Below are 26,025 nucleotides of genomic sequence, written 5' to 3'. Positions count from 1 at the left end.
TCAGTCACTGCTTAAACTCCGCGACAATAGACTTGGGAAGCGCACGAGGCTTCATTAAGAGTGGATCAACGCAGACAATCAGTACCTCAGCTTCGTTCAGCACGATATTCTCTGCATTGACGATCCGCTGCGTGAAGACCAGAGAGGTTCCACGCATTGATGTAATTTCCGTTTGGACTTCGAGCATATCGTCGAGTCTGGCGGGTGCAAAATACTCCAGCGTCATCTTGCGTACCACGAATGCCACACGCTCTGCCAACAAAACCTGCTGGCTAAAGTGGTGATGTCGCAGCATCTCCGTGCGTGCTCTCTCGTAAAAAGCGACGTAGCTGGCATGGTAAACCACACCACCGGCATCGGTATCTTCATAGTACACACGAACCGGCCATCGAAATAACGTTGTATTCACTTTACATCCCGGTAATGCAATATAAGTAGAGCGTTCAAACGCTGCTACTATACGCGTGGGAAAGGTGGTTTGGAATGGGTTGAAGTAAACGCAGCGTAAAAATTTATGGGCTTGTGCAAGCCCATATCGTTAACGGACATTTCTCATTCAAAAGAAGAAAAAGATAAGCCCAACGGCAAGGACAATATCAGCGATGAGCGGGCAGAAGATCCCCTGCCAGTGAACGGCTTTCGGACGGAACCCAACGCCGTGGATCACGCCTGCGCAGACGGCCCACATCATCAGCAGACCATGCCAGATTGCCAGGTCACTGGTTTTTGCTGCAAAGCGGGTAGGATCCCAAAACATGCAGCCTGCCAGCACCAGCGCCATCACTAAGGAAAGGGCCCTGAGCGGGCCCTTGTCCATTACCGCATAGAGTTTTGCGATAATACGTTCCATCAGGCTTTTTCTTTACCTGCCTGGGTCGCTTCAACGTGCTCTAGCGCCAGGGCGGTAATCACGCCAAAGGCACAGGCAAGAAGCGTTCCCAGAATCCATGCGAAATACCACATCGTTTGCTCCTTACTTAGTACAGAGAGTGCGTGTTGCTTTCAATATGCTCTTTGGTAATGCGACCGAACATCTTCCAGTAGCACCACGAGGAGTAGAGCAGAATAATCGGTACAAAGACCGCAGCGACCCAGGTCATCAGGTTCAACGTCATCTGGCTCGATGTCGCATCCCACATGGTCAGGCTGGCGTTCAGCACGGTGCTGGATGGCATGATGAACGGGAACAGCGCAATGCCTGCGGTCAGAATGATGCAGGCCAGCGTCAGGGACGAGAAGAGGAACGCCCATGCCGATCTGTTCAGACGACCTGCAACAAAGGTAAACAGCGGCAGCACAACGCCCAGCGCTGGGATAGCCCACAGGATCGGCGTGTTGTTAAAGTTCACCAGCCAGGCCCCGGCTTCGCGTGCAACCTGCTTGGTCAGCGGGTTAGACGCAGCATGATGATCGATAGTAGAGGTCACCACATAGCCGTCGATACCGAACATCACCCATACCCCTGCCAGTGCGAAGCAGACCATGGTCACCAGCGCCGCCACCTGCGTGGTCGCACGGGAGCGCACATACACTTCGCCTGCGGTACGCATCTGCAGGTAGGTTGCCCCCTGCGTCAGGATCATCGCCACGCTCACCACGCCTGCCAGCAGGCCAAACGGATTCAGCAGCTGGAAGAAGTTACCGGTGTAGAAGAGGCGCATATACTCGTCCATATGGAACGGTACACCCTGTAGCAGGTTACCGAAGGCAACGCCAATCACCAGCGGTGGCACGAAGCTGCCGATAAAGATGCCCCAGTCCCACATGTTACGCCAGCGCGGATCTTCAATCTTAGAGCGGTAGTCAAAACCGACCGGACGGAAGAACAGCGAGGCCAGCACCAGGATCATCGCGACATAGAAGCCGGAGAAGGCAGCGGCGTAGACCATCGGCCAGGCCGCGAATAGCGCGCCGCCGGCGGTGATCAGCCACACCTGGTTACCGTCCCAGTGCGGAGCGATAGAGTTGATCATAACCCGGCGCTCGGTGTCGTTACGACCCAGAAAGCGGGTTAACATCCCCACGCCCATATCCCAGCCGTCGGTGACCGCAAAGCCAATCAGCAGAATGCCAACCAGCAGCCACCAGATAAAACGTAATACTTCATAATCAATCATGTGACGACTCCTGTCTTAGCGTGCCGGCTGAGAAGCAACGGTGGACTGACCATACTGAGTATCGGTCTCAACGTTAGCCTGCTCGTAGTGGTAGCGACCCGTTTTCAGACTGCTCGGCCCAAGGCGAGCAAATTTGAACATCAGGAACACTTCCGCCACCATAAACAGCGTATAGAGGCCGCAGATAAGGATCATAGAGAACAGCAGGTCGCCTACTGTCAGCGAAGAGTTAGCCACTGCGGTCGGCAGCACCTCACCAATCGCCCACGGCTGACGGCCATACTCTGCAACAAACCAGCCGGTCTCGATAGCGATCCACGGCAGCGGAATACCGTACAGCGCGGCGCGCAGCAGCCAGGATTTGCTGCCGATACGGTTACGGCAAACGGTCCAGAAGGAGACAGCGAAGATCAGCAGCATCAGCACGCCACAGGCCACCATGATACGGAACGCAAAATAGAGCGGCGCAACGCGTGGGATGGAGTCCTGCGTAGCCTGCTTGATCTGATCTTCGGTGGCATCGGTGACGTTAGGCGTATAGCGCTTCAGCAGCATGCCGTAGCCGAGGTCTTTCTTCATGCTGTTAAACTGGTCACGCACGTTCTGGTCAGTCGACCCCGCGCGCAGCTCTTCCAGCAGCTGGTAAGCCTTCATCCCGTTACGGATACGCTCTTCGTGCTGCACCATCAGGTCTTTCAGGCCGATAACCGGCGTATCAACGGATCGCGTGGCGATGATGCCCAGCGCATACGGGATCTGGATTGCAAAATTGTTCTCCTGCTTGTCCTGATCCGGAATACCAAACAGGGTAAACGCTGCCGGTGCCGGCTGGGTTTCCCATTCGGCTTCGATAGCGGCCAGTTTAGTTTTCTGCACGTCGCCCATCTCGTAGCCAGACTCATCGCCCAGAACAATAACAGAGAGCACGGCAGCCATGCCGAAGCTGGCAGCGATGGCAAAGGAGCGCTTAGCGAACGCCACATCGCGGCCGCGCAGCAGATAGTAGGAGCTGATGCCAAGGATAAACATTGCGCCGCAGGTGTAGCCCGCCGCCACGGTGTGAACAAATTTCACCTGGGCAACCGGGTTAAGCACCAGCTCAGAGAAGCTGACCATCTCCATGCGCATGGTTTCGAAGTTGAAATCCGACGCGATCGGATTCTGCATCCAGCCGTTTGCTACGAGGATCCATAGGGCAGAGAGGTTAGAACCCAGCGCAACCAGCCAGGTTACCGCCATATGCTGCACTTTGCCCAGGCGATCCCAGCCAAAGAAGAACAGGCCAACAAAGGTGGATTCAAGGAAGAACGCCATCAGGCCTTCAATGGCCAGCGGTGCACCAAAGATATCGCCTACGTAGTGAGAGTAATAGGACCAGTTAGTCCCGAACTGGAACTCCATGGTCAGACCGGTGGCCACGCCCAGCGCAAAGTTGATACCAAACAACTTGCCCCAGAACTTGGTCATATCTTTATAGATCTGTTTGCCGGAAAGTACGTAGACCGTTTCCATGATTGCCAGCAGAAACGCCATACCGAGCGTTAAAGGAACAAACAGGAAGTGGTACATCGCGGTTAAGGCAAACTGCAAGCGTGACAGTTCGACTATATCTAACATCATGACTCCTTGCGCATCGCATGAAGACTTCGAGAGCAAACCCCGTTAGAGAGGGTCTACACACATGCCCCAATACAAAATTATCTATTGCTTTTCACGGGGACTGGTACGCATAAGCGCAGACAGCCGCAACGAAAAGTTACAGACAGGTTAATAAAAATCCCAAATTGATCTCGCGATATATTACGCCGCAAATCCCTTACAATAAATAGGTTTTCAATAAACCTTTTTTACGTTTTTCGACGGGGATCAATTTATCGCCAGTTTACAACTTTTCGACCATTTTGATCAGCGACAATTTAACGTTTTTTGGAAATTTTTTCCACGCTTTAAATATTGATCTAAATCAATATTTGCCCCAATTGTTAATTATGTATCTTCATGGTTCACGTAGTGAAAGATATGTTAAAAATATGTTCTAACAAACGTATGATGGTTAAGAAATAGTGTTCTGCCGTCGCAGGCACGTATCTGCAATTACGTACCAATAGTGCATGAGAGTAATACATACCATTAAATTATATTTGCCCATTAATTTTATTACTTATTTATCAACGATCAGCAAACGCAACGCTATTTTTAGAAGAAGCTCACAATTTATCATTCACACCAATAAGCTTAAACCTCAAATTATTATTAATAACTCAGTTAAAGAATAATGTAAGTGCATGTTTTAACTTAATTTCTACATTAAGAAAAGATCAATCACTCTTTTAGAGAAAGAGATATTGAAAATAGATCAATTGCCTCTTGCCTACCCTCACCTCACACTTCCCGCTATTCCATGCCTTTGTGCTTTTATGTCTGAATGATGCACATCCTGGCGATAAATTAATTGAGGATGCCCCATGAAAAAAGCAACGCTCGTTATTGGCGTAATTGGAGCCGACTGCCACGCCGTTGGTAACAAGGTTCTGGATCGCGTTTTTGCCGCCCACGACTTTCGGGTGATCAACCTCGGCGTGATGGTCAGTCAGGATGAGTACATTGATGCCGCGATCGAAACCGGGGCCGATGCTATCGTGGTCTCCTCTATTTACGGCCATGGGGATATTGACTGCCTGGGCTTACGTGAGCGCTGTATTGAACGTGGGATTGGTGAAGTTTTACTTTACGTCGGCGGCAATTTAGTGGTCGGTAAACACGATTTTACTGAGATAGAGAACAAATTTAGCGCCATGGGCTTCGATCGCGTTTTTTCTCCGAGCCACGATTTAGAAGACGTTTGTCAATTAATAGCTACTGATATTAACAATAAACTAACTAATTGCCGCTCACAGCCGGAAGAGGTTGTGTGATGCGTACGGTATCCGTTGATATTGGTTCAACCTGGACCAAGGCTGCTCTTTTTGAAATGAGGGGTGATAATACCCTCAGGCTTCTTAATCAGGCGGTTACACCCACCACCACTCACCATCTTGCCGACGGCTTTTTTGCCAGCCTGAACCATCTGCTCGGGGTCACGAATGCCAGGCCGCTGCTTAGACGCGGTGACGTCACGCTTAAATACTCCTCGTCAGCTAAAGGCGGACTGGCCGTCGCCGCAATGGGTTTAGTGCCCTCTATTACCCTGGAAGCCGCGAAGGTGACAGCCCATTCGGCAGGAGCCAAAATCACCCACTATTATGCCTACAAGCTAACGCCGCAGGATATACGCCAGCTTGAGGCCTCCCCACCCGATATCCTGCTGTTTGCCGGAGGAACAGATGGAGGAGAGACGCGCTATGGCCTGGACAATGCGCGACTGCTCGCCGCGTCGGGGCTGGAGTGCGCGATTGTCTACGCCGGCAATCGGGATATTCAATCCGAGGTTGCGCAGCTGCTGGCGCATAAGCAGCTCACCGTAGTGGATAACATTCTGCCCGAGCTGGATTCACCCAACCCCCTCCCCGCCCGTCAGGCAATCTGTGACATCTTCCTCTCCCGTATCGTGAAGGGAAAAGGGCTGGACATTATTGTCGATGAGACAGGCGAGGCCCCCATGCCTACGCCGTGGACGGTGTTTGAGCTGGTTAAGCTAATGAGCCAGCATGATGAGGCCTGGCAGTCGTTTATGCTGATTGATATGGGAGGGGCAACCACTGACGTCTACTCCGCCTGCGCCAATACCCTCTCTCCGGATACCGTTCTCCATGGCCTGCCTGAGCCCTTTGTCAAACGCACCGTTGAGGGTGACTTAGGGATGCGGGTCTCTGCGGCGGTAGTAGGTGAAAGCGCCAGAGCGCTTATCGATACGCTTTTTGCCTCGCAGCCCGACTTGCACACCGCGTTCTATCGCTATCTCGTCAAACTCGTTGCCTGCCCCGGCTCTCTGCCTGCCAGCACTGAAGAGCACCGCTTCGATACCTTGCTGGCCGGGCTATGCGTAGCCTATGCCAGTGAACGCCATGCAGGAACAAAAAAAGCGGTAGCCACCTGCGTTGGCACGGTCGATCTGCAAACCGGGCGCGATCTTACCCCCGTACGCAAAGTTGTCGGCTCCGGCGGCTGGCTATCGCGCGCGGCGTCGTTTGATATTCACCGCTGGCTTAAATATCGCGATCTCGATGCTCGAGGCAACCGGATCCTGCTGCCCGCGCAGTTTGATTACTACCGTGATGAAAAAGGCCTGATCCCCCTGCTGGCTAATGCCGCAAGGCTCTATCCCCAGGCGGCTGCGCTTGCCAGCATTCACTGTTTAACCCCAAACCCAAGGTAGCAACGAATGGAACTCAGCAATAAAAAGATATCCCATGACGATTTTATGTCTGAGCGGCAAGGCGTTCTGGACACCTGGCCTACCGGGAAGGACGTTACCCATTTTGAAGATGGCGTAAAGTACCAGCAGACCATCCCTGAGGCCAAAAACTTCGCCCGTGCGCTGTGCATGGCGGATGAGGAGGGTGTTACTCTCAGCCAGCCTCGTGCAGGCGTGGCGCTGCTGGACGAGCATATTGCCCTGCTTAAAGTACTGGAGCAGGAGTGCGATCTGCTGCCCACGACCATTGATGCTTACACCCGCCTGAATCGCTACGAAGAGGCTGCGGTGGGTATTCAGAAATCGATCGAAGCAGGCACCTCAAAACTCAATGGCTTACCGGTAGTGAATCACGGGGTTGCCGCCTGCCGTCGCCTGACCGAATCCTTGCAGAAGCCGCTCCAGGTCAGACACGGTACCCCAGATGCCCGGCTGCTGGCTGAGATCTCTATCGCCAGCGGGTTTACCAGCTATGAAGGGGGCGGCATCTCCTACAACATTCCCTATGCAAAACGCGTCACGCTCGAAAAATCCCTGCGCGACTGGCAGTACTGCGATCGCCTGATTGGCCTGTATGAAGAGCACGGCATCCGCATTAACCGCGAGCCTTTTGGCCCCCTGACCGGTACGCTGATCCCGCCGTTTATGTCGCATGCGGTTGCCATCATTGAAGGCTTACTGGCGCTTGAGCAGGGTGTGCGCTCTATTACGGTTGGCTATGGCCAGGTGGGCAGCCTCACGCAGGACGTTGCCGCCGTTAAAGCGCTGCGCGAGCTCTCTCATGACTATTTCCGCGAGCAGGGCTACGAAGACTATGAGTTAAGTACCGTCTTTCATCAGTGGATGGGCGGCTTTCCGGAGGATGAATCAAAAGCGTTTTCCGTGATCGCCTGGGGCGCAGCCGTTGCCGGCATGGCAGGCGCAACCAAAGTCATTACCAAAAGTCCGCATGAAGCCTTCGGCATTCCTACCGCTACCGCTAATGCCCAGGGGCTTAAGGCGTCGCGCCAGATGCTTAACATGGTCCGCGATCAGCCCTTCCCCGCCTGCCGCGCCGTCGATCTTGAGGTTGAGCTGATCAAACGCGAAGTGCGCGCCGTGTTGGACCATGTCTTCGCCCTCGGTAAAGGTGATATCGCCCGCGGCACGGTGCTGGCCTTTGAAGCGGGCGTACTGGATATCCCCTTCGCACCGGCAGCCTGTAACGCAGGCAAGATGACTCCGGTGCGCGACAACGCAGGCGCTATCCGCATCTTAGAAGCGGGTGCCGTCCCGCTACCGGATGACATCCTGGCGATGCACCACGACTTTGTTGCGGCACGCGCCAGCTTTGAACGCCGCCCCGCCTCATTCCAGATGGTTGTTGACGATATCAATGCCGTATCCCACAGCAAGTTAATAGGAAGACCAGAATGAAAATTAAACAGGCGCTTTTTACCGCAGGTTACTCCTCTTTCTACTTTGACGATCAGCAGGCCATCAAGAACGGTGCCGGTCATGACGGCTTTATCTATACCGGCCAACCGGTAACGTCGGGCTTCACTTCGGTACGCCAGGCCGGAGAGTGCGTCTGCGTTCAGCTGATCCTGGAGAACGGGACCGTTGCCGTAGGTGACTGTGCGGCGGTGCAGTACTCCGGAGCCGGTGGGCGCGATCCCCTCTTCCTGGCGGCAAATTTTATCCCGTGGCTTAACGATCATATCAAACCGCTACTTGAGGGTCGCGACGTGCAGGCCTTTCTGCCTAACGCGCGCTTTTTTGACAACCTGCGTATTGAGGGCAAACCGCTGCACACCGCGGTTCGCTATGGCCTTTCACAGGCGCTGCTGGACGCCGCCGCACTGGCAACGGGCCGACTAAAAATGGAGGTGATCGCCGACGAGTGGCAGCTGCCTACGGTCGCCGAGCCAATTCCGCTCTTTGGTCAGAGCGGAGATGACCGCTACATTGCCGTCGATAAAATGATCCTCAAGGGCGTTAACGTCCTGCCCCACGCGTTGATTAACAATGTGGAAGAGAAGCTGGGCCACGACGGTGAGAAGCTGCGCGAATATGTACGCTGGCTGGCAAACCGCGTCATGACGCTGCGCACCAGTCCGCGTTACCACCCTGCCCTGCACATTGACGTCTACGGCACTATCGGCCTGATCTTCGAGCAGGATCCGCAGCGCTGCGCACACTATATCGCCAGCCTGGAAAAAGAGACTCAGGGTCTGCCGCTCTATATTGAGGGGCCAGTTGATGCAGGTAACAAAGCCGATCAGATCCGTCTCCTGACGGCAATCACCCGCGAGCTGACGAAGCTCGGCTCCGGGGTCAAAATCGTTGCCGACGAGTGGTGCAACACCTATCAGGATATCGTTGACTTTACCGACGCGGGCAGCTGTCACATGGTGCAGATCAAGACGCCCGATCTGGGCAGCATCCACAATATTGTTGATGCGGTGCTCTACTGCAACAAGCATGGCATGGAGGCCTACCAGGGCGGAACCTGCAACGAGACGGAAGTGAGCGCCAGAACCTGCGTTCACGTTGCCCTCGCCGCCCGTCCCATGCGCATGTTAATCAAGCCTGGCATGGGGTTTGATGAGGGTCTAAACATCGTCTTTAACGAAATGCAGCGCACGCTTGCACTCCTTCAGGCAAGGAGCTAAGCGATGGCAAAGACGTTTAAGATCCTGTCGCCGACCGCTATTCTCGGCTACGGCTTTCCGGAAGAGAGTTTTTTAAGCGCGCTGGCTGAATCGCCGGATCTGATCGCCGTGGATGCAGGCTCGTCCGATCCCGGTCCACACTATCTCGGTGCGGGAAAACCTTTTACCGATCGCGCCGGGGTGAAGCGCGATCTGCGCTATATCATCACGGCCGGGGTTAAACAGGGCATCCCGGTGGTTATCGGTACGGCGGGCGGCTCGGGTGCGGCTCCACATCTCGCGTGGTGCCGTGAAATCGTGCTGGAGATCGCCCGTGAAGAGCAACTCTCATTTACTCTGGCAACCATCCCCGCCGATGTCGACAAGGAGATCGTTCACCAGGCGCTGGATGCGGGCAACATCACCGCCCTCGACTTTGTTCCGCCATTAACCCATCAGGATATTGATGACAGTACCTCCATCGTTGCGCAGATGGGCGTCGAGCCTTTTCAGCGGGCGCTGGCGGCCGGTGCGCAGGTGGTACTGGGCGGCCGGGCATACGATCCGGCCTGCTTTGCGGCATTGCCGATGATGCAAGGTTTTGACGAGGGGCTGGCGCTGCACTGTGGGAAGATCCTCGAGTGTGCCGCTATTGCCGCCACGCCAGGATCGGGATCGGACTGCGCCATGGGGATCCTCGACGAACAAGGCTTCACCCTGAAAGTATTTAACCCGAAACGGAAGTTTACCGAAACCTCGGCGGCGGCCCATACGCTGTATGAAAAGTCAGACCCCTACTTTCTGCCCGGCCCGGGCGGCGTGCTTAATTTGCAGGCCTGCACCTTCAAAGCGGTCAATGAGCGAGAGGTCTACGTCAGCGGTTCGCGCCACGAGACCACGCGCTACCGGTTAAAACTCGAGGGCGCCCGACTGGTGGGCTACCGCTGTCTGACCATTGCCGGGGTCCGCGATCCTGTCATGATTGCCGGAATTGAGACCATCCTTGAGGAGGTGAAGTCCAGCGTCGTCAGCAACCTGAGCCTAAATGCAGAGGAGATCCGCATCACCTTCCATCTCTACGGCAAAAACGGCGTGATGGGCGAGCATGAACCGGTACCGCAGGCCGGACACGAGCTGGGGATCGTCCTCGACGTGGTAGCTCCGGATCAGCAGCTTGCTAACAGCGTCTGCTCGCTGGTGCGCTCAACGCTGCTGCACTACGGCTACGATGGCCGGATCGCCACGGCAGGCAATTTAGCATTCCCCTTTTCGCCCTCGGACGTCCAGTGCGGCGCGGTCTATGAATTCTCTATCTATCACCTTATTGAAGCGAGCGAGGCGTTGCCGTTTCCCTTCTTCCTTGAACAGGTCACGCCGGAAGGAGTGCAGGCATGAAACAGTCCATACGTTCTTTGGCCTTAGTTATCCGGTCTAAAAATGCCGGACCCTATGAGCTGGTACTGGATATTCTCTTTAAACAGCAGAGTGACTATCTGGCGGTTAAAGCCTCCGGGCAGTTGACCGCGCAGCTTATTGCAGATCTGTACAACCTTGATGAGAAGCACCTTCCCCGTCTTATCTGGTTCGAGCCGGCCAACGCTGTCAAAGCTATTTTACCGAGGAGCACCGTCTCGGGTAACAGAGGAGATAACGACGTCTATGGCGCACAGCAACATGCGCCGTTACTGGACATCGTTTTTGATATTTAACGCAGATAACCATAACCCTCTACGGGGTACGTCGCTGCGTACCCCTCTCTAAAACTTATTGGTCATTAGACAGAATTGAAAACCTAATTTTTGCGCTACCAGCGCCTCAATCCGATGGAGTGAAAATGAAGTCGAAAAGCTTAACCACGATGATTATCGCGGGTCTGGTTCTGGGTATTATTGCCGGATTTATTATTAATACCGTAGCCACGGCGGAGACGGCTAAGACCTACTCACAGGACATATCTATCCTGACCGCAATATTTCTGCGGCTGATTAAAATGATTATCGCGCCGTTAATTATCTCAACCCTGGTGGTTGGAATTGCAAAAATGGGCGATGCAAAAACGCTGGGGCGCATTTTCTCTAAAACTCTGTTCCTGTTTATCTGTGCCTCGCTGATCTCCATTGCCCTGGGCCTGGTTATTGTTAATATTTTCCAGCCGGGTAACGGCATTAACTTTGTTGCCCACGATGCTGCCAGCGTGGCGGCGCTGAAGTCTGAGCCATTTACCTTTAAGGTGTTTATTTCGCATGCCATTCCCACCAGCATCGTTGATGCTATGGCCCGCAACGAAGTTCTACAGATTGTCGTCTTCTCTATCTTCTTAGGCTGCGGGCTGGCCGCTATCGGCGACAAGGGCGCACCCATCGTCCATATGCTGGACTCGCTGGTTGAGGTCATGCTCAAAATTACCGGCTACGTTATGCTCTTCGCCCCCTTCACGGTATTTGCCGCCATCTCCGCCATGATCGCTGAGCGCGGGCTGGGCGTGCTGGTCAGCGCCGGGATCTTTATGGGCGAGTTCTACATGACCCTCGGTCTGCTCTGGATTATCCTGGTGGGTGCCACTTTCGCCACCATAGGCCCCTGCGCTTTCCGCTTAACAAGAGGGATCTCCGAGCCTGCCCTGCTGGCGTTTACCACCTCCAGCTCAGAAGCGGCCTTTCCCGGCACGCTGAAGGCCCTGGAGAAGTTTGGCGTCTCGCCGAAAATTGCCAGCTTCGTTCTGCCGATTGGTTACTCATTTAACCTTGTCGGCTCGATGGCCTACTGCTCCTTCGCCACCATTTTTATCGCTCAGGCATGCAATATTCATCTCAGCACGGGGGAGCAGATCACCATGCTGCTTATTTTGATGCTGACCTCCAAAGGCATGGCCGGGGTGCCGCGCGCCTCGCTGGTGGTTATCGCCGCCACCCTCAACCAGTTCAATATTCCGGAAGCCGGGCTGATCTTATTGATGGGTGTCGATCCCTTCCTCGATATGGGCCGCTCTGCCACCAACGTAATGAGCAACGCAATGGGTGCTGCCCTTGTTAGCCGCTGGGAGGGGGAACACTTTGGCGAAGGATGCCGTGGCAAAGTACCGCAGCCGACAGAGACGTTAAGGAGCGAAAATGTTTAATAACATCTTAAAAAGTGTGCTGGTATCGCTAGTGCTATTCAGCATGACCGTTTCGGCCAATGCCGTTGATTATGACGCGCTGATTAAGCAGGCCCACCAGCAGTACAAAACGTCAAACGAAGGGAAAGTTGCTGACTATATTCCAGCGCTTGCTGCCTATAGTCCCGATAATTTTGCCATCGCCATTGTGACCGCTGACGGCAAGATTTACGCCACGGGTGATAGCGATAAAACCTTCCTACTGGAGTCACTTAGTAAAGTCTTTACCCTTGCCCTGGTCATGGAGCAGCACGGAAGCGACGAGGTGCTGGCAAAGTTAGGTGCTAATGCCACGGGGTTACCCTTTAACTCTGCGCTGGCGGTTGAGTTGAATCCCGGCTCACCGCAAAATCCACTGGTAAATGCAGGCGCAATAAGCGCCGTTAGCCTGGTCAAAGCAAAGAATAAAACCGAACGCTGGCATAGGATCCTCACTAACCTCAATGCCTATGCCGATGCCAGCCTGACGGTCAACGAGCCGGTATTTGCTTCGGAAATGGCGACCAATCAACACAACCAGGCGCTGGCGCAGCTGATGCTCTCCTATAACGTTTTTTACGGCGACCCCCGCGAGGCGGTAGAGATTTATACTCGCGAATGTTCAGTTGACGTTAACGTTATTCAACTGGCAAAAATGGGCGCGGTTCTGGCAAACGGCGGAAAATCGCCATTTAACGGTAAACAGCTGCTCAACGCGAAATATGTTCCTCATGTGCTGGCCGAGATGGCGATTGCTGGATTATATGACGCTAGCGGTAAATGGCTCTATACCACTGGCGTACCGGCTAAAAGCGGCGTGGGTGGCGGAATGGTTGCCGTGGTGCCGGGGAAATTTGCGATTGCCGTTTACTCGCCACCGCTTGATAAAGCTGGCAACAGTGTTCGTGGGCAAAAGGTTATCCGCCATATTGCCGATGCAACGCAGGCCAGCTTGTTTACCCATATGCAGTAAATATTACCCCGCGCCAGCGCGGTCTAATTCTGTCTATAAATGAGAGCTAAAAATGGCTAAGCCTTTTATCTGGCAAGACCCTTTTCCGCATGATAAAGATCCAACCGAGTATTATCTGGTTAGCGACCACTATATATCGGTCAACGAAGCAGATAATAAAATTCTAATTAGCGTCGATCCGCAGGGATTAACGCTGCTGGCGAAGCAGGCCTTTTATGAAGCCTCCTTTTTCTTGCGTACCGCGCATATTAAGCAGGTCGCGTCGATCCTGCACGATCCCGAAGCCAGCGACAACGATCGCTATGTTGCCCTGCAGCTGCTGCGTAATGCCGAGGTCTCGGCCAGAGGGATCCTGCCCAACTGCCAGGATACCGGCACTGCGACCATCGTAGCCGAAAAAGGGCAGTCGATCTGGACCGGCTGCAATGATGCCGAGGCGTTAAGCCGGGGGATCTGCGAAACCTTTCAGGAGCACAGCCTGCGCTACTCACAAAACGCACCGCTGGATATGTACACTGAGGTAAACACCGGCACTAACCTGCCCGCGCAAATTGATATCGCGGCAACCCCTGGAGAGGAATATAAGTTTCTGTTTATCAACAAGGGCGGCGGCTCAGCTAACAAGGCAGCGCTGTTTCAGGAGACCAGATCGATTCTTGCTCCTGAGAAGCTGATCCCTTTTTTAGTCGCCAAAATGCAGGCGCTCGGTACTGCCGCCTGTCCGCCATACCATATTGCCTTCGTCATTGGCGGCACCTCCGCCGAGCAGTCTCTGAAGGTGGCCAAGCTGGCTTCAACAAAGTATTACGATACGCTGCCCACCAGCGGTAACGAGCTTGGCCGGGCATTTCGCGATCTGCACCTTGAATCAACCCTGCTGAACGCCAGCCGGGAGTTGGGCATCGGCGCGCAGTTTGGCGGTAAATATTTTGCCCACGACATCCGGGTGATCCGTCTGCCACGTCACGGCGGTTCATGCCCGATCGCGCTGGCCCTCTCCTGCTCCGCCGACCGTAACATCAAAGCTAAAATCAATCGCCACGGGATCTGGCTGGAGAAGCTGGAGCGCGATCCGGGACGGTTTATTCCCGACAAGCTGCGTGCGCCTTACCATACGAACGAAATCAGAATCGATCTGAACCGACCGCTAAATGAAGTCATGACCGAACTGTCGCGCTATCCGGTGGGGACACGCGTCTCCCTGAGCGGTCCTCTGATTGTCGCCCGGGATATCGCCCATGCCAAACTAAAGGCCCGGCTTGACGCAGGTGTGGCCCTGCCGGAGTACATGAAGAACTATATTGTTTACTACGCTGGCCCCGCCAAAACGCCGGAGGGCGGCATCTCAGGATCGCTGGGGCCAACAACCGGTGGCCGGATGGACGGTTATGTGGATGCCTTTCAGGCCGCTGGCGGAAGTCTGGTGATGCTATCGAAAGGCAACCGCAGCCAGCAGGTGACCGATGCCTGCGCCAGACACGGTGGGTTTAATCTGGGCAGCATCGGTGGCGCAGCGGCGTTACTGGCGCAGGAGTATGTTAAAAGCCTGCGCTGCGTTGAGTACGCCGAACTGGGCATGGAGGCGGTATGGATGATGGAGGTAAAAGATATGCCTGCTTTTATCCTGGTAGATGATAAAGGGCATAATTTTTACCAGCAGTTTGAGCAGCATCACAGCTGTCACCGCTGCCCGTCACAGAGCCTGAAGTAGCGCATGCCGCTCGGCCGCTGACTTTTTCAGTAGCCAGTCGCGAAAGAGCGGCATTCCGCCTGACTCCACGCCGTCGTCCCGCCAGGTCAGAATGAAGCGATTGCCGGTACGCATGGGCATATCACAGGGAATGACCATGCTGCCGTTATCGAGATCGTGCTGGACAGAAAAGCGCGGCAGCAACGCAACGCCCAGCCTCGAGCGAACGGCCGCAATCAGCATTGAGATAAGGTCAAAACGCGGTCCCAGCTTTACTCTGGGGCTGCTGATACCGGAGAGGGAGAACCACTCGGCCCAGCTCTCGATACGCGTGCTCTGATGCAGCAGAATAAAGTTATCCAGCAGCCGCTCGACCGTCATCCTCCTTCCGGCGTAGCCCGGTAACGTTCTGCTGCAAACCGGCAGCAGCTCCTCTTCAAAGAGATAGTCGACCCGAGCCAGGGGGGCGCAGAAATCCTCCCGCATGATGGCCGCATCATAGTCGCGATTAAGAAAATCCCCTACGCTGGCCAGCGAGTTAATATTTACCACAACATCGGGATTGCTTTTATTAAATTCACTAAGCTTTGGAATAAGCCAGTGGGTGCTCAACGTAGGGTTAACCGCTAGCTCTATCACCCGTGACGTTGGCTGCCAGGTCATAATAGCATGCGTGTCACGCTCAAATTTATTTAATGTATCCCGCACCATGTCGAGATAATATTTCCCCGCTTCATTGAGGAAAATACGTTTTTTGGCATGGCTGAACAGCTCGATATTTAAAAAAGCCTCCAGCGCGGCCATCTGGCGAAACACAGCGCTCTGCGTCAGCGCCAGCTCCTCTGCCGCACGCGTGTAGCTCTCATGGCGTGCTACGGCCTCAAACGTAATGAGTAGCTCTGTTTTCGGTAACTTTCCTCGCATACCGCCTCCCTGCTATTTTTGGGCGATATCCTATCACTCCTTATCACTACGCCCGCATGCTTAGCAAAAATATTCGCTATATCGTGATCGCTATCGATTATTTCCACGCACACATTTGAGAAAGGTATAATATTTCAAAAAACATTTACGTCGGCAATAAAAAAGGCCACCTTGCGGTGGCCAACCATGTCGAGATTTTTATTTACTTAATAATAGATTTCAGCGCTTCGCCAATGTCTGCCAGACTACGCACGGTTTTCACACCTGCGGCTTCCAGCGCAGCAAACTTCTCGTCCGCCGTGCCTTTACCACCCGCGATGATCGCCCCTGCGTGGCCCATACGCTTGCCTTTCGGCGCGGTCACGCCAGCGATGTAGCCCACAACCGGCTTGGTCACATGATCTTTGATATAGGCAGCCGCTTCCTCTTCCGCGCTACCGCCGATCTCACCGATCATCACGATCGCTTCGGTCTGCGGATCGGCTTCGAACAGCTTCAGGATATCGATAAAGTTAGAGCCTGGGATCGGGTCACCGCCGATACCGACGCAGGTAGACTGACCAAAGCCGTAGTCAGTGGTCTGCTTAACTGCTTCATAGGTCAGCGTACCGGAGCGGGAGACGATGCCCACTTTACCCGGCTGGTGAATATGGCCCGGCATGATGCCGATTTTGCACTCGCCAGGGGTGATCACACCCGGGCAGTTTGGACCGATCATCCGCACGCCAGCTTCGTCGAGCTTAACCTTCACCGTCAGCATATCCAGCGTCGGAATACCTTCGGTAATGGTGATGATCAGCTTAATGCCTGCATCGATGGCTTCCAGAATCGAGTCTTTGCAGAACGGAGCCGGAACGTAGATGACGGTAGCAGTTGCGCCTGTCGCTTCTACCGCTTCGCGTACGGTGTTGAACACCGGCAGGCCGAGGTGTGTGGTGCCGCCTTTGCCTGGGGTGACGCCGCCAACCATCTGAGTACCATAGGCGATGGCCTGTTCTGAGTGGAAAGTCCCCTGGCTACCGGTGAAACCCTGGCAGATAACCTTCGTATTTTTGTCGATCAGAATGGACATTATTTCCCCTCCACTGCGGCAACAACCTGCTGTGCTGCGTCCGTCAGACTTTTCGCTGCGATAATGTTCAGGCCGCTGTCAGCCAGTTTTTGTGCGCCCAGTTCGGCGTTGTTACCTTCCAGACGAACCACGACCGGAACGTTAACACCGACCTCTTCCACCGCGCCGATGATGCCGTCGGCAATCAGGTCGCAGCGCACGATACCGCCGAAAATGTTAACCAGTACGGCTTTCACTTTATCGTCGGAGAGAATGATTTTAAACGCTTCGGTTACGCGCTCTTTGGTTGCGCCGCCGCCTACATCGAGGAAGTTAGCCGGTTCGCCGCCGTGCAGCTTAACGATGTCCATGGTACCCATCGCCAGGCCCGCACCGTTAACCATGCAGCCGATGTTGCCGTCGAGGGCAACGTAGTTCAGCTCCCACTGTGCCGCCTGGGATTCACGGGCGTCTTCCTGAGAGTGGTCGCGCATCTGGCGCAGATCCGGCTGGCGGAACAGCGCATTGCCGTCAGCGCCCAGTTTGCCGTCGAGGCAGATCAGGTCGCCCTGTTTGGTGATCACCAGCGGGTTGATCTCGATCAGCGCCAGGTCGCGCTCAAGGAAGATGGTCGCCAGGCCCATAAAGATTTTGGTGAACTGCTGAACCTGCTTACCTTCCAGACCCAGTTTAAACGCCAGCTCGCGTCCCTGGTACGGCATTGGGCCGGCCAGCGGATCGAGGGCCACTTTGTGGATCAGGTGCGGGGTCTCTTCCGCCACTTTTTCAATTTCCACGCCGCCTTCGGTAGAGGCCATGAAGACCACGCGACGGGAGCTGCGGTCAACTACCGCGCCCAGGTAGAGCTCTTTATCGATATCGGTCGCGGCTTCCACCAGGATCTGGTTAACCGGCTGGCCGTTGGCATCCGTTTGGTAAGTTACCAGACGCTTGCCCAGCCAGTGCTCGGCAAAGGCACGGATCTCTTCTTTGCTGTTAACAACTTTAACGCCGCCCGCTTTACCACGGCCACCGGCGTGCACCTGGCACTTCACTACCCACGGGCCGCTGCCGATTTTAGAGGCAGCTTCTTCTGCTTCGCGCGGCGTGTTGCAGGCATAGCCTACCGGCGCGGGTAAACCGTAGCGGGCAAACAGCTGTTTTGCCTGGTATTCATGTAAGTTCATCTGTTCCGTCCATTTTTCAGGTAATCGTCAGGTCATGCTTTTATAGGCCCGGCGAACAAAATGCCGCCGGGCAAGAGTCCGATAACTACACGTCCAGCAGCAGACGGGTCGGATCTTCCAGCAGCTCTTTGATGGCGACCAGGAAGCCTACCGATTCACGGCCATCAATCAGACGGTGATCGTAAGAGAGCGCCAGGTACATCATCGGCAGAATTTCTACTTTGCCATCAACAGCCATCGGGCGATCTTTGATCGCGTGCATACCCAGAATGGCGCTCTGCGGCGGGTTGATGATCGGCGTAGACATCAGCGAGCCGAAGACGCCGCCGTTGGTGATGGTGAAGTTACCGCCGGTCAGATCCTCAACGGTCAGCTTGCCGTCACGGCCTTTCACCGCCAGCTCTTTGATGCGTTTTTCGATTTCAGCCATGCCCAGCGCATCGACGTCACGCAGTACCGGGGTTACCAGGCCACGCGGCGTAGAGACCGCCATGCTGACGTCGAAGTAGTTGTGGTAGACCACATCTTCGCCATCGATAGAGGCGTTCACTTCCGGATAACGTTTCAGCGCTTCAACAACGGCCTTCACGTAGAAAGACATAAAGCCCAGACGGATACCGTGACGCTTCTCGAAGGCGTCACCGTACTGCTTGCGCAGATCCATGATTGGCTTCATGTTCACTTCGTTGAAGGTAGTCAGCATCGCGGTGGAGTTTTTAGCCTCCAGCAGACGCTCGGCCACGCGCTTACGCAGACGGGTCATCGGTACGCGTTTCTCGGAACGGTTGCCCGCCACAGGCGTAACTGCAGGCGCGGCAGCCGCCGCAGCCGGTGCTTTCTCTTCGGTTGCTGCTGTCGTTGACGATTTCGCCAGATGCTTCTCAACGTCTTCGCGAGTCAGACGGCCACCAACGCCGGTGCCTTTAATCGCGTTGGCATCCAGAGTGTGCTCGGCCAGCAGACGACGGATCGCCGGGCTTAACGCCTCGTTGTTCTGCTCTTCCAGGGACGCCTGCTGACGCTGAGCCGGAGTCGACTCTTTACTTTCAGATTTCGCGCTGCTCTCTTTACCGTTGCTGTTGCCTTCGCGCAGGCGGCCAAGGATCTGGCGTGAGGTCACGGTGGTGCCCTCATCTTCCAGCACTGCATCAAGAATGCCGTCCGCTGACGCCGGTACTTCCAGTACCACTTTATCAGTTTCGATCTCTACCAGAACTTCATCACGTTGGACGCTATCGCCCGGTTTTTTATGCCAGGTCGCCACGGTCGCATCGGCTACGGACTCAGGCAGGTCGGGAACAAGAATATCTACGCTACTCATTATTTATCCTTTAATTAATCGACGTTCAGCGCGTCGTTAACCAGATCTTGCTGCTGCTTCTGGTGAACGGACATATAACCTACCGCCGGAGAGGCAGAGGCCGGGCGACCTGCATAACGCAGAGCAGACCCAAACGGAATCACTTCACGGAAATGATGCTGGCTGCAGTACCATGCGCCCTGGTTCAGCGGCTCTTCCTGGCACCAGACAAAATCATGTACGTGGGCATAAGGTTTTAACGCTTCCTGCACTGACTGGTGCGGGAACGGATACAGCTGTTCGATACGCACAATGGCGACGTCTTTCTGGTCATTCTTACGGCGCTGCTCAAGCAGGTCGTAATAAACCTTACCAGAACAGAGGACAACGCGCTTAACCCCTTGCGGATCAAGATCGTCGATCTCACCGATGGCCGGCATAAAGGTGCCGTTTGCCAGCTCGTCCAGGGTCGACACTGCCAGCGGATGACGCAGCAGGGACTTCGGCGACATCACCACCAGTGGACGGCGCATACCGCGCAGCGCCTGACGGCGGATCATGTGGTAAACCTGCGCCGGGGTGGACGGCACGCAGACCTGCATATTCTGCTCGGCGCAGAGTTGCAGATAGCGCTCCAGACGGGCGGAGGAGTGCTCCGGACCCTGACCTTCGTAGCCGTGCGGCAGCAGCATCACCAGACCGCACATACGGCCCCACTTCTGCTCGCCGGAGGAGATGAACTGGTCGATTACCACCTGCGCACCGTTGGCGAAGTCACCAAACTGCGCTTCCCAGATGGTGAGGGTGCGCGGTTCGGCGGTGGCATAGCCATATTCAAACGCCAGCACCGCCTCTTCAGAGAGCACGGAGTCCCAGACGCGGAAGGTACCCTGCGAATTATGGACGTGGTGCAGCGGCGTATAGGTCGAGCCGTTAGCCTGGTTATGGATCACCGCATGACGGTGGAAGAAGGTGCCACGGCCGCTGTCTTCCCCGGACAGGCGCACCGCAATCCCTTCATCTACCAGCGTGGCGTAAGCCAGGTTTTCTGCGCCGCCCCAGTCGAAGAGCTTCTCGCCTGCGGCCATCGCCTGACGGTCACCGTAGATTTTCGCGACGCGGGACTGCATTTCGATAGCGTCGGGTACGGTACTGATACGCTTCGCCAGCTCCTGGACGCGCTTCATCTCTACCTTGTTCGGGTAGCTCTCGTCCCACTCGTGGTTCAGGTACGGCGACCAGGTAAAGGAGTGCATGTTCATTGGACGCCACTCTTTTACCACGCACTCACCGGCGTCAAGCATGTCGCGGTAGACGTTCACCATCTCGGTGGCATCTTCCAGGGTTGCGACCTTCTCCTGCTCCAGACGGTCGGCGTAGATTTTACGCGGCGTCGGGTGCTTTTTGATCTTCTGGTACATCAGCGGCTGGGTTGCGCTCGGCTCGTCGGCTTCGTTGTGGCCGTGACGGCGGTAGCACACCAGGTCAATAAAGACGTCGCGTTTAAAGGTGTTACGGAAATCCAGCGCGAGGCGGGTGACAAAGGCTACCGCTTCCGGATCGTCAGCGTTAACGTGGAAAATCGGTGCCTGTACCATTTTACCGATATCGGTGCAGTACGGCGTAGAGCGCGCATCGAGCGGGTTAGAGGTGGTGAAGCCCACCTGGTTGTTAATGACGATACGTACCGTACCGCCCACTTCGTAGCCGCGGGCTTTGGACATGTTCAGAGTTTCCTGCACCACGCCCTGGCCAGTTACCGCTGCATCACCGTGAATGGTGATCGGCAGAACCTTGTTGCTGCTCGGCTCGTCGAGGCGATCGAGACGCGCACGCACGGAGCCCATCACTACCGGGCTGACGATCTCAAGGTGCGACGGGTTAAACGCCAGCGCCAGGTGAACTAAACCACCCTCGGTTTCGATATCGGAGGAGAAGCCCATGTGGTACTTCACATCGCCGGTACCGAGATGTTCTTTATGCTTGCCGGCAAACTCGTCGAACAGATCCTGGGTCTTTTTACCCAGCACGTTAATCAGGACGTTGAGACGGCCACGGTGCGCCATACCCAGCACCACTTCACGCGTGCCGCTCTTACCGGCGTGGCGGATCATCTCTTTCAGCATCGGGACCAGCGCGTCGCCGCCCTCCAGCGAGAAGCGTTTCGCGCCCGGGAATTTCGCTCCCAGATAGCGCTCCATCCCTTCCGCCGCCGTCAGCTCGCTGAGGAAGCGTTTTTTCTCTTCGGCGCTAAAGGCCGCGCGGCCCGCCACGGACTCAATCCGCTGCTGGATCCAGCGCTTCTCTTCGGTGCTGGTGATATGCATATACTCAGCGCCGATAGAGCCGCAGTAGGTCTGCTTCAGCGCGGCGATCAGCTCGCCCAGCGGCATGGTGTCTTTGCCAAAAGCAAAGGAGCCGATGTTAAAGCTCTGCTGCAGATCGGCTTCGGTCAGATCGTGATAGGCCGGGTCGAGATCGGCAACGCGATCCTGTTTCCACAGTCCCAGCGGGTCAAGGTTCGCCTGCTGGTGGCCGCGGAAGCGGTAGGCGTTGATGAGCTGCAGGACTTTAACCTGCTTAACGTTGGTATCAGGATCGGAGAGTGAGGAGGTGTAACGTGAGGCATCCTTCGCCAGACGACGAAAATAATCACGTGTTTTGGAATGAAATTGATCCGGTTTAACTCCCGTGCCAGGTAACTCCTGGAACATGGAACGCCAGTTTGCGTCTACCGAATCAGGATCGGTTAAGAAGTCTTCATAGAGCTGTTCTATCCAGCTCTGGTTAGACCCAGAGAGGTAAGAAGAGTCCAGCCAGGCTTTCATTGCGCCGTTCTGCATCGTGATCCCTTAAGCATTTGTATGCTTACTTCGCCGTGGATAACTACAACGTACACCTTATAGCGCACGTACCGGGGTTCACAAGCGAGCTCTCTGGCCCGCGAAGGAACCTTTAAAAACTGTCTGTCAGGCAGTTTTTAAAGATCTCCTGCAATTTGTCACTCTGTTAGCCCGGTGGCGCTACGCTTACCGGGCCTACATGTTGCGTAGGCCGGATAAGCGCAGCGCCATCCGGCGTGACTGCTTATGCGCTGCGCTGTAACAGCATCGACTTAATATGGCCGATGGCGCGCGTTGGGTTCAGACCCTTCGGACACACGCTGACGCAGTTCATGATGCTATGACAGCGGAATACGCTGAAAGCATCGCTCAGTCCGTCGAGACGGCTCTCGGTTTCGGTATCGCGGCTGTCGATCAGGAAGCGATACGCAGCCAGCAGACCGGCCGGGCCGATGAACTTGTCCGGGTTCCACCAGAATGACGGACAGGAGGTGGAACAGCAGGCACAAAGAATGCATTCATACAGCCCGTCGAGCTTCTCACGCTGCTCTGGCGCCTGTAAGTGCTCGCGAGCGGGTGGATTTTGCCCATTATTCAATAAGTAAGGCTTAATCTTCTCATATTGTGCATAGAATTGCCCCATGTCTACCACCAGATCGCGAACAACCGGCAATCCAGGCAGTGGACGAATGACAATTTTCTTTTTGCCGTTGCCCAGCGCCGAGATCGGCGTGATGCAGGCCAGGCCGTTTTTGCCGTTCATGTTCAGGCCGTCGGAGCCACAGACCCCTTCACGACAGGAGCGACGGAACGCCAGGGTAGGATCCTTCTCTTTCAGCTGGATGAGGGCATCCAGCAGCATCATATCCCGACCCTCTTCCCCTTCCAGGGTGTAGTCCTGCATACGCGGAGCGTCGTCGACATCCGGGTTATAACGATAGATTGAAAATTCGATTTTCATTTTCCGGTCTCCGCTTAGTAAGTACGAATCTTCGGCGGGAACGCCGGACGCAGTTTTGGCTCCATGTTCACGCTGCGGCGCGTCATGGATTCCGATTCAGGCAGATACAGAGAGTGACAGAGCCAGTTTTCGTCGTCGCGATCCGGGAAGTCGAAGCGGCTGTGCGCCCCACGGCTCTCGGTACGGAAGTTCGCCGACACCGCCGTGGCGTAGGCAGTCTCCATCAGGTTATCCAGCTCCAGGCACTCGACGCGCTGGGTGTTGAACTCGCTGGAGGTGTCGTCCAGGCGGGCGTTTTTCAGGCGCTCGCGGATGGCCTTCAGCTGCTCCAGCCCCTTCGCCATCGCATCGCCTTCGCGGAATACCGAGAAGTTGTGCTGCATACACTCCTGCAACGCTTTACGAATCGCCACCGGATCTTCACCATCGCGGTTGTTGTTCCAGCGATTCAGGCGTGCCAGCGAGGCGTCAATTTCGTCGTCGGTCGCATCACGCAGCGCGCCCTGCTCGGCAATGGACTCCTGCAGATGCAGACCTACCGCACGACCAAAGACCACGAGGTCGAGCAGCGAGTTGCCGCCGAGACGGTTGGCACCGTGTACCGATACGCAGGCAATCTCGCCTACCGCAAACAGGCCCGGGATCACTACGTCTTCGCCCTCGGCGTTAACGGTCAGCGCCTGGCCGGTGACTTTGGTTGGGATGCCGCCCATCATATAGTGACAGGTCGGGATCACCGGGATCGGCTCTTTCACTGGATCGACGTGGGCAAAGGTACGGGAGAGTTCAAGGATGCCCGGCAGGCGGGATTCGAGAACCTCTTTCCCGAGGTGATCAAGCTTCAGCTTGGCGTGTGGCCCCCAAGGACCGTCACAGCCGCGGCCTTCACGGATCTCGATCATGATAGAGCGTGCTACCACGTCACGGCCCGCCAGGTCTTTGGCGTTTGGCGCGTAACGCTCCATAAAGCGCTCGCCGTGTTTATTCAGCAGATAGCCGCCTTCACCACGGCAGCCTTCGGTGACCAGCACGCCCGCACCGGCGATACCGGTTGGGTGGAACTGCCACATCTCCATATCCTGCACCGGCACGCCCGCGCGGAGCGCCATACCGACACCGTCACCGGTGTTGATGTGGGCGTTGGTGGTGGACTGGTAGATACGGCCCGCGCCGCCGGTGGCCAGCACCGTTGCACGCGCTTTGAAGTAGACCACCTCTCCAGTTTCGATGCACAGGGCGGTACAGCCGACCACCGCACCATCGGCGTTTTTCACCAGATCCAGCGCATACCACTCAGAGAAGATGGTGGTCTTGTTTTTCAGGTTCTGCTGATAAAGGGTATGCAGCAGGGCGTGGCCGGTACGGTCCGCCGCCGCCGCAGTACGTGCCGCCTGCTCGCCGCCGAAATCTTTCGACTGGCCGCCAAACGGACGCTGATAAATGGTGCCATTCTCCAGACGGGAGAACGGCAGGCCCATGTGATCCAGCTCGAGGATCGCTTCCGGGCCGGTTTTACACATATATTCAATGGCGTCCTGGTCACCGATGTAGTCGGAACCTTTCACCGTGTCATACATGTGCCATTCCCAGTTGTCTTCATGGGTATTGCCCAGCGCCACGGTGATACCGCCCTGCGCAGAGACCGTATGGGAACGGGTTGGGAAAACTTTAGACAGCAGCGCACAGCTCTGGCCGCTTTGGGAAATTTGCAGCGCCGCGCGCATACCTGCGCCACCGGCACCAATTACAACCGCATCAAATTCTCTGACTGGCAGTTTCATTACACACCCCACACCACAACGAATCCATAAATAACGTATACCAGCAGCGCCACAACGGTGAGCAGCTGTAACCCAAGGCGCAGCGCCGTGGATTTAACGTAGTCAGTAAACACCTGCCACATGCCAATCCAGGTGTGGATCAACGTGGAAACGAGCGCCAGCAAGGTGAAAACTTTGGTAAAGGCGGAGGAGAAAAAGCCCGTCCAGGCTTCATAGGTGACATCGCCAGTAATGGCGAAAAAGCCAACCATATAGATGATGTACAGCGTCAGAACGATAGCGGTAGCGCGGACCAGAATGAAGTCATGTACGCCGTTGCGTCCTAATGCGGAGGCGTTGCTTACCATACGAGGACTCCTGCGAGAATTGAAAGCACGACAGTGATAGCAATAGCAATATAGGCAGAACGTTGACCTGCGGCGAAGGTTTCTTCCAGATAGCCGACATCCATCAGCATGTGGCGGATACCGCCCACAGCGTGATAGGCCAGCGCGGTGAGAATGCCCCACATGATGAACTTAACGAAAAAGCTATCCATGATGGCGGAGGCGTTCTGGAAGCCCTCTTCTGAGGAGAGTGACAGGCCCAACAGCCACAGCAGAATGCCGATCGCCACGAAGGTGATGACGCCGGACACGCGGTGGAGGATGGACGCTATAGCCGTAACAGGGAACCGGATCGTAGTGAGATCCAGATTGACAGGTCTTTGTTTCTTAGCATTTTTTATCATGAATAACGCCCACATGCTGTTCTTATAGTTTCCTTCCTCCGGTCTGCAGGCGGGTCAGACAGCGTCCATTTGTATAACTGCTCGTCATGCAAAATTTCATGCTTTCGTAGGCTAAACGACGCATTACAACGCTGGTGGCTCGGGACGGCAGGGTATTCCGGAGACCTGGCGGCAGTATAGGATGTTCACAAAATCATTACAATTAACCCACATACACTTTGTCGGGTTTTATGCTGAACAGTGAGCTCCATCACGATAACAACATTTTTTTAATTTTTAACCATGAGATTTGACAAAACTTAAACATTATTGTTACAAACGTCAGCGGAAAAGTCATATAATTCG

The 26,025-nt window shown here is 55.2% G+C and carries 23 protein-coding genes; 9 read left to right on the top strand and 14 right to left on the bottom strand.

Annotated features, from left to right (window positions below; genetic code table 11):
* Positions 1 to 4: 4 nt before the first annotated feature.
* The 5 genes from ybgC to cydA form a co-directional block, all read right to left on the bottom strand.
* Positions 5 to 409: a tol-pal system-associated acyl-CoA thioesterase gene (ybgC, locus tag RTP97_RS16425; RefSeq protein WP_312211603.1), complete on the bottom strand. Its 405-nt coding sequence runs from the start codon at positions 407 to 409 to the stop codon at positions 5 to 7.
* Positions 410 to 556: 147 nt separating this feature from the next.
* Complete coding sequence (ybgE, locus tag RTP97_RS16420; protein ID WP_312415552.1) at positions 557 to 850, bottom strand: cyd operon protein YbgE; 294 nt, start codon at positions 848 to 850, stop codon at positions 557 to 559.
* Positions 850 to 963, bottom strand: a complete 114-nt coding sequence (cydX, locus tag RTP97_RS16415) for a cytochrome bd-I oxidase subunit CydX (protein WP_103819808.1) — start codon at positions 961 to 963, stop codon at positions 850 to 852. Before cydX ends, ybgE begins: the two co-directional genes overlap by 1 nt.
* A gap of 14 nt (positions 964 to 977) precedes the next feature.
* Positions 978 to 2,117 (bottom strand): cytochrome d ubiquinol oxidase subunit II, encoded by a 1,140-nt coding sequence (cydB, locus tag RTP97_RS16410; protein ID WP_312415549.1) that lies wholly within the window; start codon positions 2,115 to 2,117, stop codon positions 978 to 980.
* A gap of 15 nt (positions 2,118 to 2,132) precedes the next feature.
* On the bottom strand, positions 2,133 to 3,734 hold the full coding sequence (gene cydA, locus RTP97_RS16405) for a cytochrome ubiquinol oxidase subunit I (protein ID WP_312415546.1): 1,602 nt from the start codon (positions 3,732 to 3,734) through the stop codon (positions 2,133 to 2,135).
* An 848-nt stretch (positions 3,735 to 4,582) separates the two neighbouring features.
* Between cydA and glmS the strand changes: the two genes are divergently transcribed.
* From glmS to RTP97_RS16360, 9 genes are all read left to right on the top strand, one after another.
* Positions 4,583 to 5,032 carry a methylaspartate mutase subunit S gene (gene glmS / locus RTP97_RS16400; protein WP_312415544.1) on the top strand — a complete coding sequence of 150 codons (450 nt, stop codon included), beginning with the start codon at positions 4,583 to 4,585 and terminating at the stop codon, positions 5,030 to 5,032.
* Positions 5,032 to 6,432 (top strand): methylaspartate mutase accessory protein GlmL, encoded by a 1,401-nt coding sequence (gene glmL, locus RTP97_RS16395; RefSeq protein WP_312415541.1) that lies wholly within the window; start codon positions 5,032 to 5,034, stop codon positions 6,430 to 6,432. Before glmS ends, glmL begins: the two co-directional genes overlap by 1 nt.
* Positions 6,433 to 6,438: 6 nt before the next feature.
* On the top strand, positions 6,439 to 7,887 hold the full coding sequence (locus RTP97_RS16390; protein WP_312415538.1) for a methylaspartate mutase subunit E: 1,449 nt from the start codon (positions 6,439 to 6,441) through the stop codon (positions 7,885 to 7,887).
* Positions 7,884 to 9,125: a methylaspartate ammonia-lyase gene (locus RTP97_RS16385; RefSeq protein WP_312415535.1), complete on the top strand. Its 1,242-nt coding sequence runs from the start codon at positions 7,884 to 7,886 to the stop codon at positions 9,123 to 9,125. Before RTP97_RS16390 ends, RTP97_RS16385 begins: the two co-directional genes overlap by 4 nt.
* A 3-nt stretch (positions 9,126 to 9,128) precedes the next feature.
* A complete protein-coding gene (locus tag RTP97_RS16380; protein ID WP_312415532.1) occupies positions 9,129 to 10,499 on the top strand; it encodes an acyclic terpene utilization AtuA family protein in 1,371 nt (456 codons plus the stop codon).
* Positions 10,496 to 10,813, top strand: a complete 318-nt coding sequence (locus RTP97_RS16375; RefSeq protein WP_312415529.1) for a DUF4387 domain-containing protein — start codon at positions 10,496 to 10,498, stop codon at positions 10,811 to 10,813. Before RTP97_RS16380 ends, RTP97_RS16375 begins: the two co-directional genes overlap by 4 nt.
* A 125-nt stretch (positions 10,814 to 10,938) precedes the next feature.
* The gene (locus RTP97_RS16370) at positions 10,939 to 12,222 is read left to right on the top strand and encodes a dicarboxylate/amino acid:cation symporter (RefSeq protein ID WP_312415525.1); all 1,284 of its coding nucleotides are present in this window, start codon (positions 10,939 to 10,941) and stop codon (positions 12,220 to 12,222) included.
* A gap of 43 nt (positions 12,223 to 12,265) precedes the next feature.
* The gene (gene glsA, locus RTP97_RS16365; protein ID WP_312415556.1) at positions 12,266 to 13,213 is read left to right on the top strand and encodes a glutaminase A; all 948 of its coding nucleotides are present in this window, start codon (positions 12,266 to 12,268) and stop codon (positions 13,211 to 13,213) included.
* A gap of 52 nt (positions 13,214 to 13,265) precedes the next feature.
* Positions 13,266 to 14,924, top strand: coding sequence for a class I fumarate hydratase (locus tag RTP97_RS16360; RefSeq protein WP_312415522.1), 1,659 nt, complete (start codon positions 13,266 to 13,268; stop codon positions 14,922 to 14,924).
* On the opposite strand, the gene RTP97_RS16355 is transcribed toward RTP97_RS16360, so the two are convergent.
* The 9 genes from RTP97_RS16355 to sdhC form a co-directional block, all read right to left on the bottom strand.
* Positions 14,907 to 15,827 carry a LysR substrate-binding domain-containing protein gene (locus tag RTP97_RS16355; RefSeq protein ID WP_312415520.1) on the bottom strand — a complete coding sequence of 307 codons (921 nt, stop codon included), beginning with the start codon at positions 15,825 to 15,827 and terminating at the stop codon, positions 14,907 to 14,909. The genes RTP97_RS16360 and RTP97_RS16355 overlap by 18 nt on opposite strands.
* A gap of 202 nt (positions 15,828 to 16,029) precedes the next feature.
* Complete coding sequence (gene sucD, locus RTP97_RS16350; RefSeq protein ID WP_144813515.1) at positions 16,030 to 16,899, bottom strand: succinate--CoA ligase subunit alpha; 870 nt, start codon at positions 16,897 to 16,899, stop codon at positions 16,030 to 16,032.
* On the bottom strand, positions 16,899 to 18,065 hold the full coding sequence (gene sucC / locus RTP97_RS16345; protein WP_103819820.1) for an ADP-forming succinate--CoA ligase subunit beta: 1,167 nt from the start codon (positions 18,063 to 18,065) through the stop codon (positions 16,899 to 16,901). Before sucC ends, sucD begins: the two co-directional genes overlap by 1 nt.
* Before the next feature lie 85 nt (positions 18,066 to 18,150).
* Entirely contained in the window at positions 18,151 to 19,386 is a 1,236-nt protein-coding gene (gene odhB / locus RTP97_RS16340; protein ID WP_312415516.1) for a 2-oxoglutarate dehydrogenase complex dihydrolipoyllysine-residue succinyltransferase, read from the bottom strand.
* Between the two features lie 14 nt (positions 19,387 to 19,400).
* Complete coding sequence (gene sucA / locus RTP97_RS16335; protein ID WP_312415513.1) at positions 19,401 to 22,208, bottom strand: 2-oxoglutarate dehydrogenase E1 component; 2,808 nt, start codon at positions 22,206 to 22,208, stop codon at positions 19,401 to 19,403.
* Between the two features lie 244 nt (positions 22,209 to 22,452).
* A complete protein-coding gene (gene sdhB / locus RTP97_RS16330) occupies positions 22,453 to 23,169 on the bottom strand; it encodes a succinate dehydrogenase iron-sulfur subunit SdhB (RefSeq protein WP_312211590.1) in 717 nt (238 codons plus the stop codon).
* A gap of 14 nt (positions 23,170 to 23,183) precedes the next feature.
* On the bottom strand, positions 23,184 to 24,950 hold the full coding sequence (gene sdhA, locus RTP97_RS16325; protein ID WP_312415511.1) for a succinate dehydrogenase flavoprotein subunit: 1,767 nt from the start codon (positions 24,948 to 24,950) through the stop codon (positions 23,184 to 23,186).
* A complete protein-coding gene (gene sdhD, locus RTP97_RS16320) occupies positions 24,950 to 25,297 on the bottom strand; it encodes a succinate dehydrogenase membrane anchor subunit (RefSeq protein ID WP_042392134.1) in 348 nt (115 codons plus the stop codon). The genes sdhA and sdhD overlap by 1 nt, the downstream gene beginning before the upstream one ends.
* Positions 25,291 to 25,695, bottom strand: coding sequence for a succinate dehydrogenase cytochrome b556 subunit (sdhC, locus tag RTP97_RS16315; RefSeq protein ID WP_312227240.1), 405 nt, complete (start codon positions 25,693 to 25,695; stop codon positions 25,291 to 25,293). Before sdhC ends, sdhD begins: the two co-directional genes overlap by 7 nt.
* Positions 25,696 to 26,025 lie beyond the last annotated feature (330 nt).

It is taken from the genome of Pseudescherichia sp. (assembly GCF_031998825.1).
Taxonomy (GTDB): Bacteria; Pseudomonadota; Gammaproteobacteria; order Enterobacterales; family Enterobacteriaceae; genus Pseudescherichia.
Note: the sequence above shows the minus strand (reverse complement) of the source record. Positions and strands in the feature narration are given on the sequence as shown.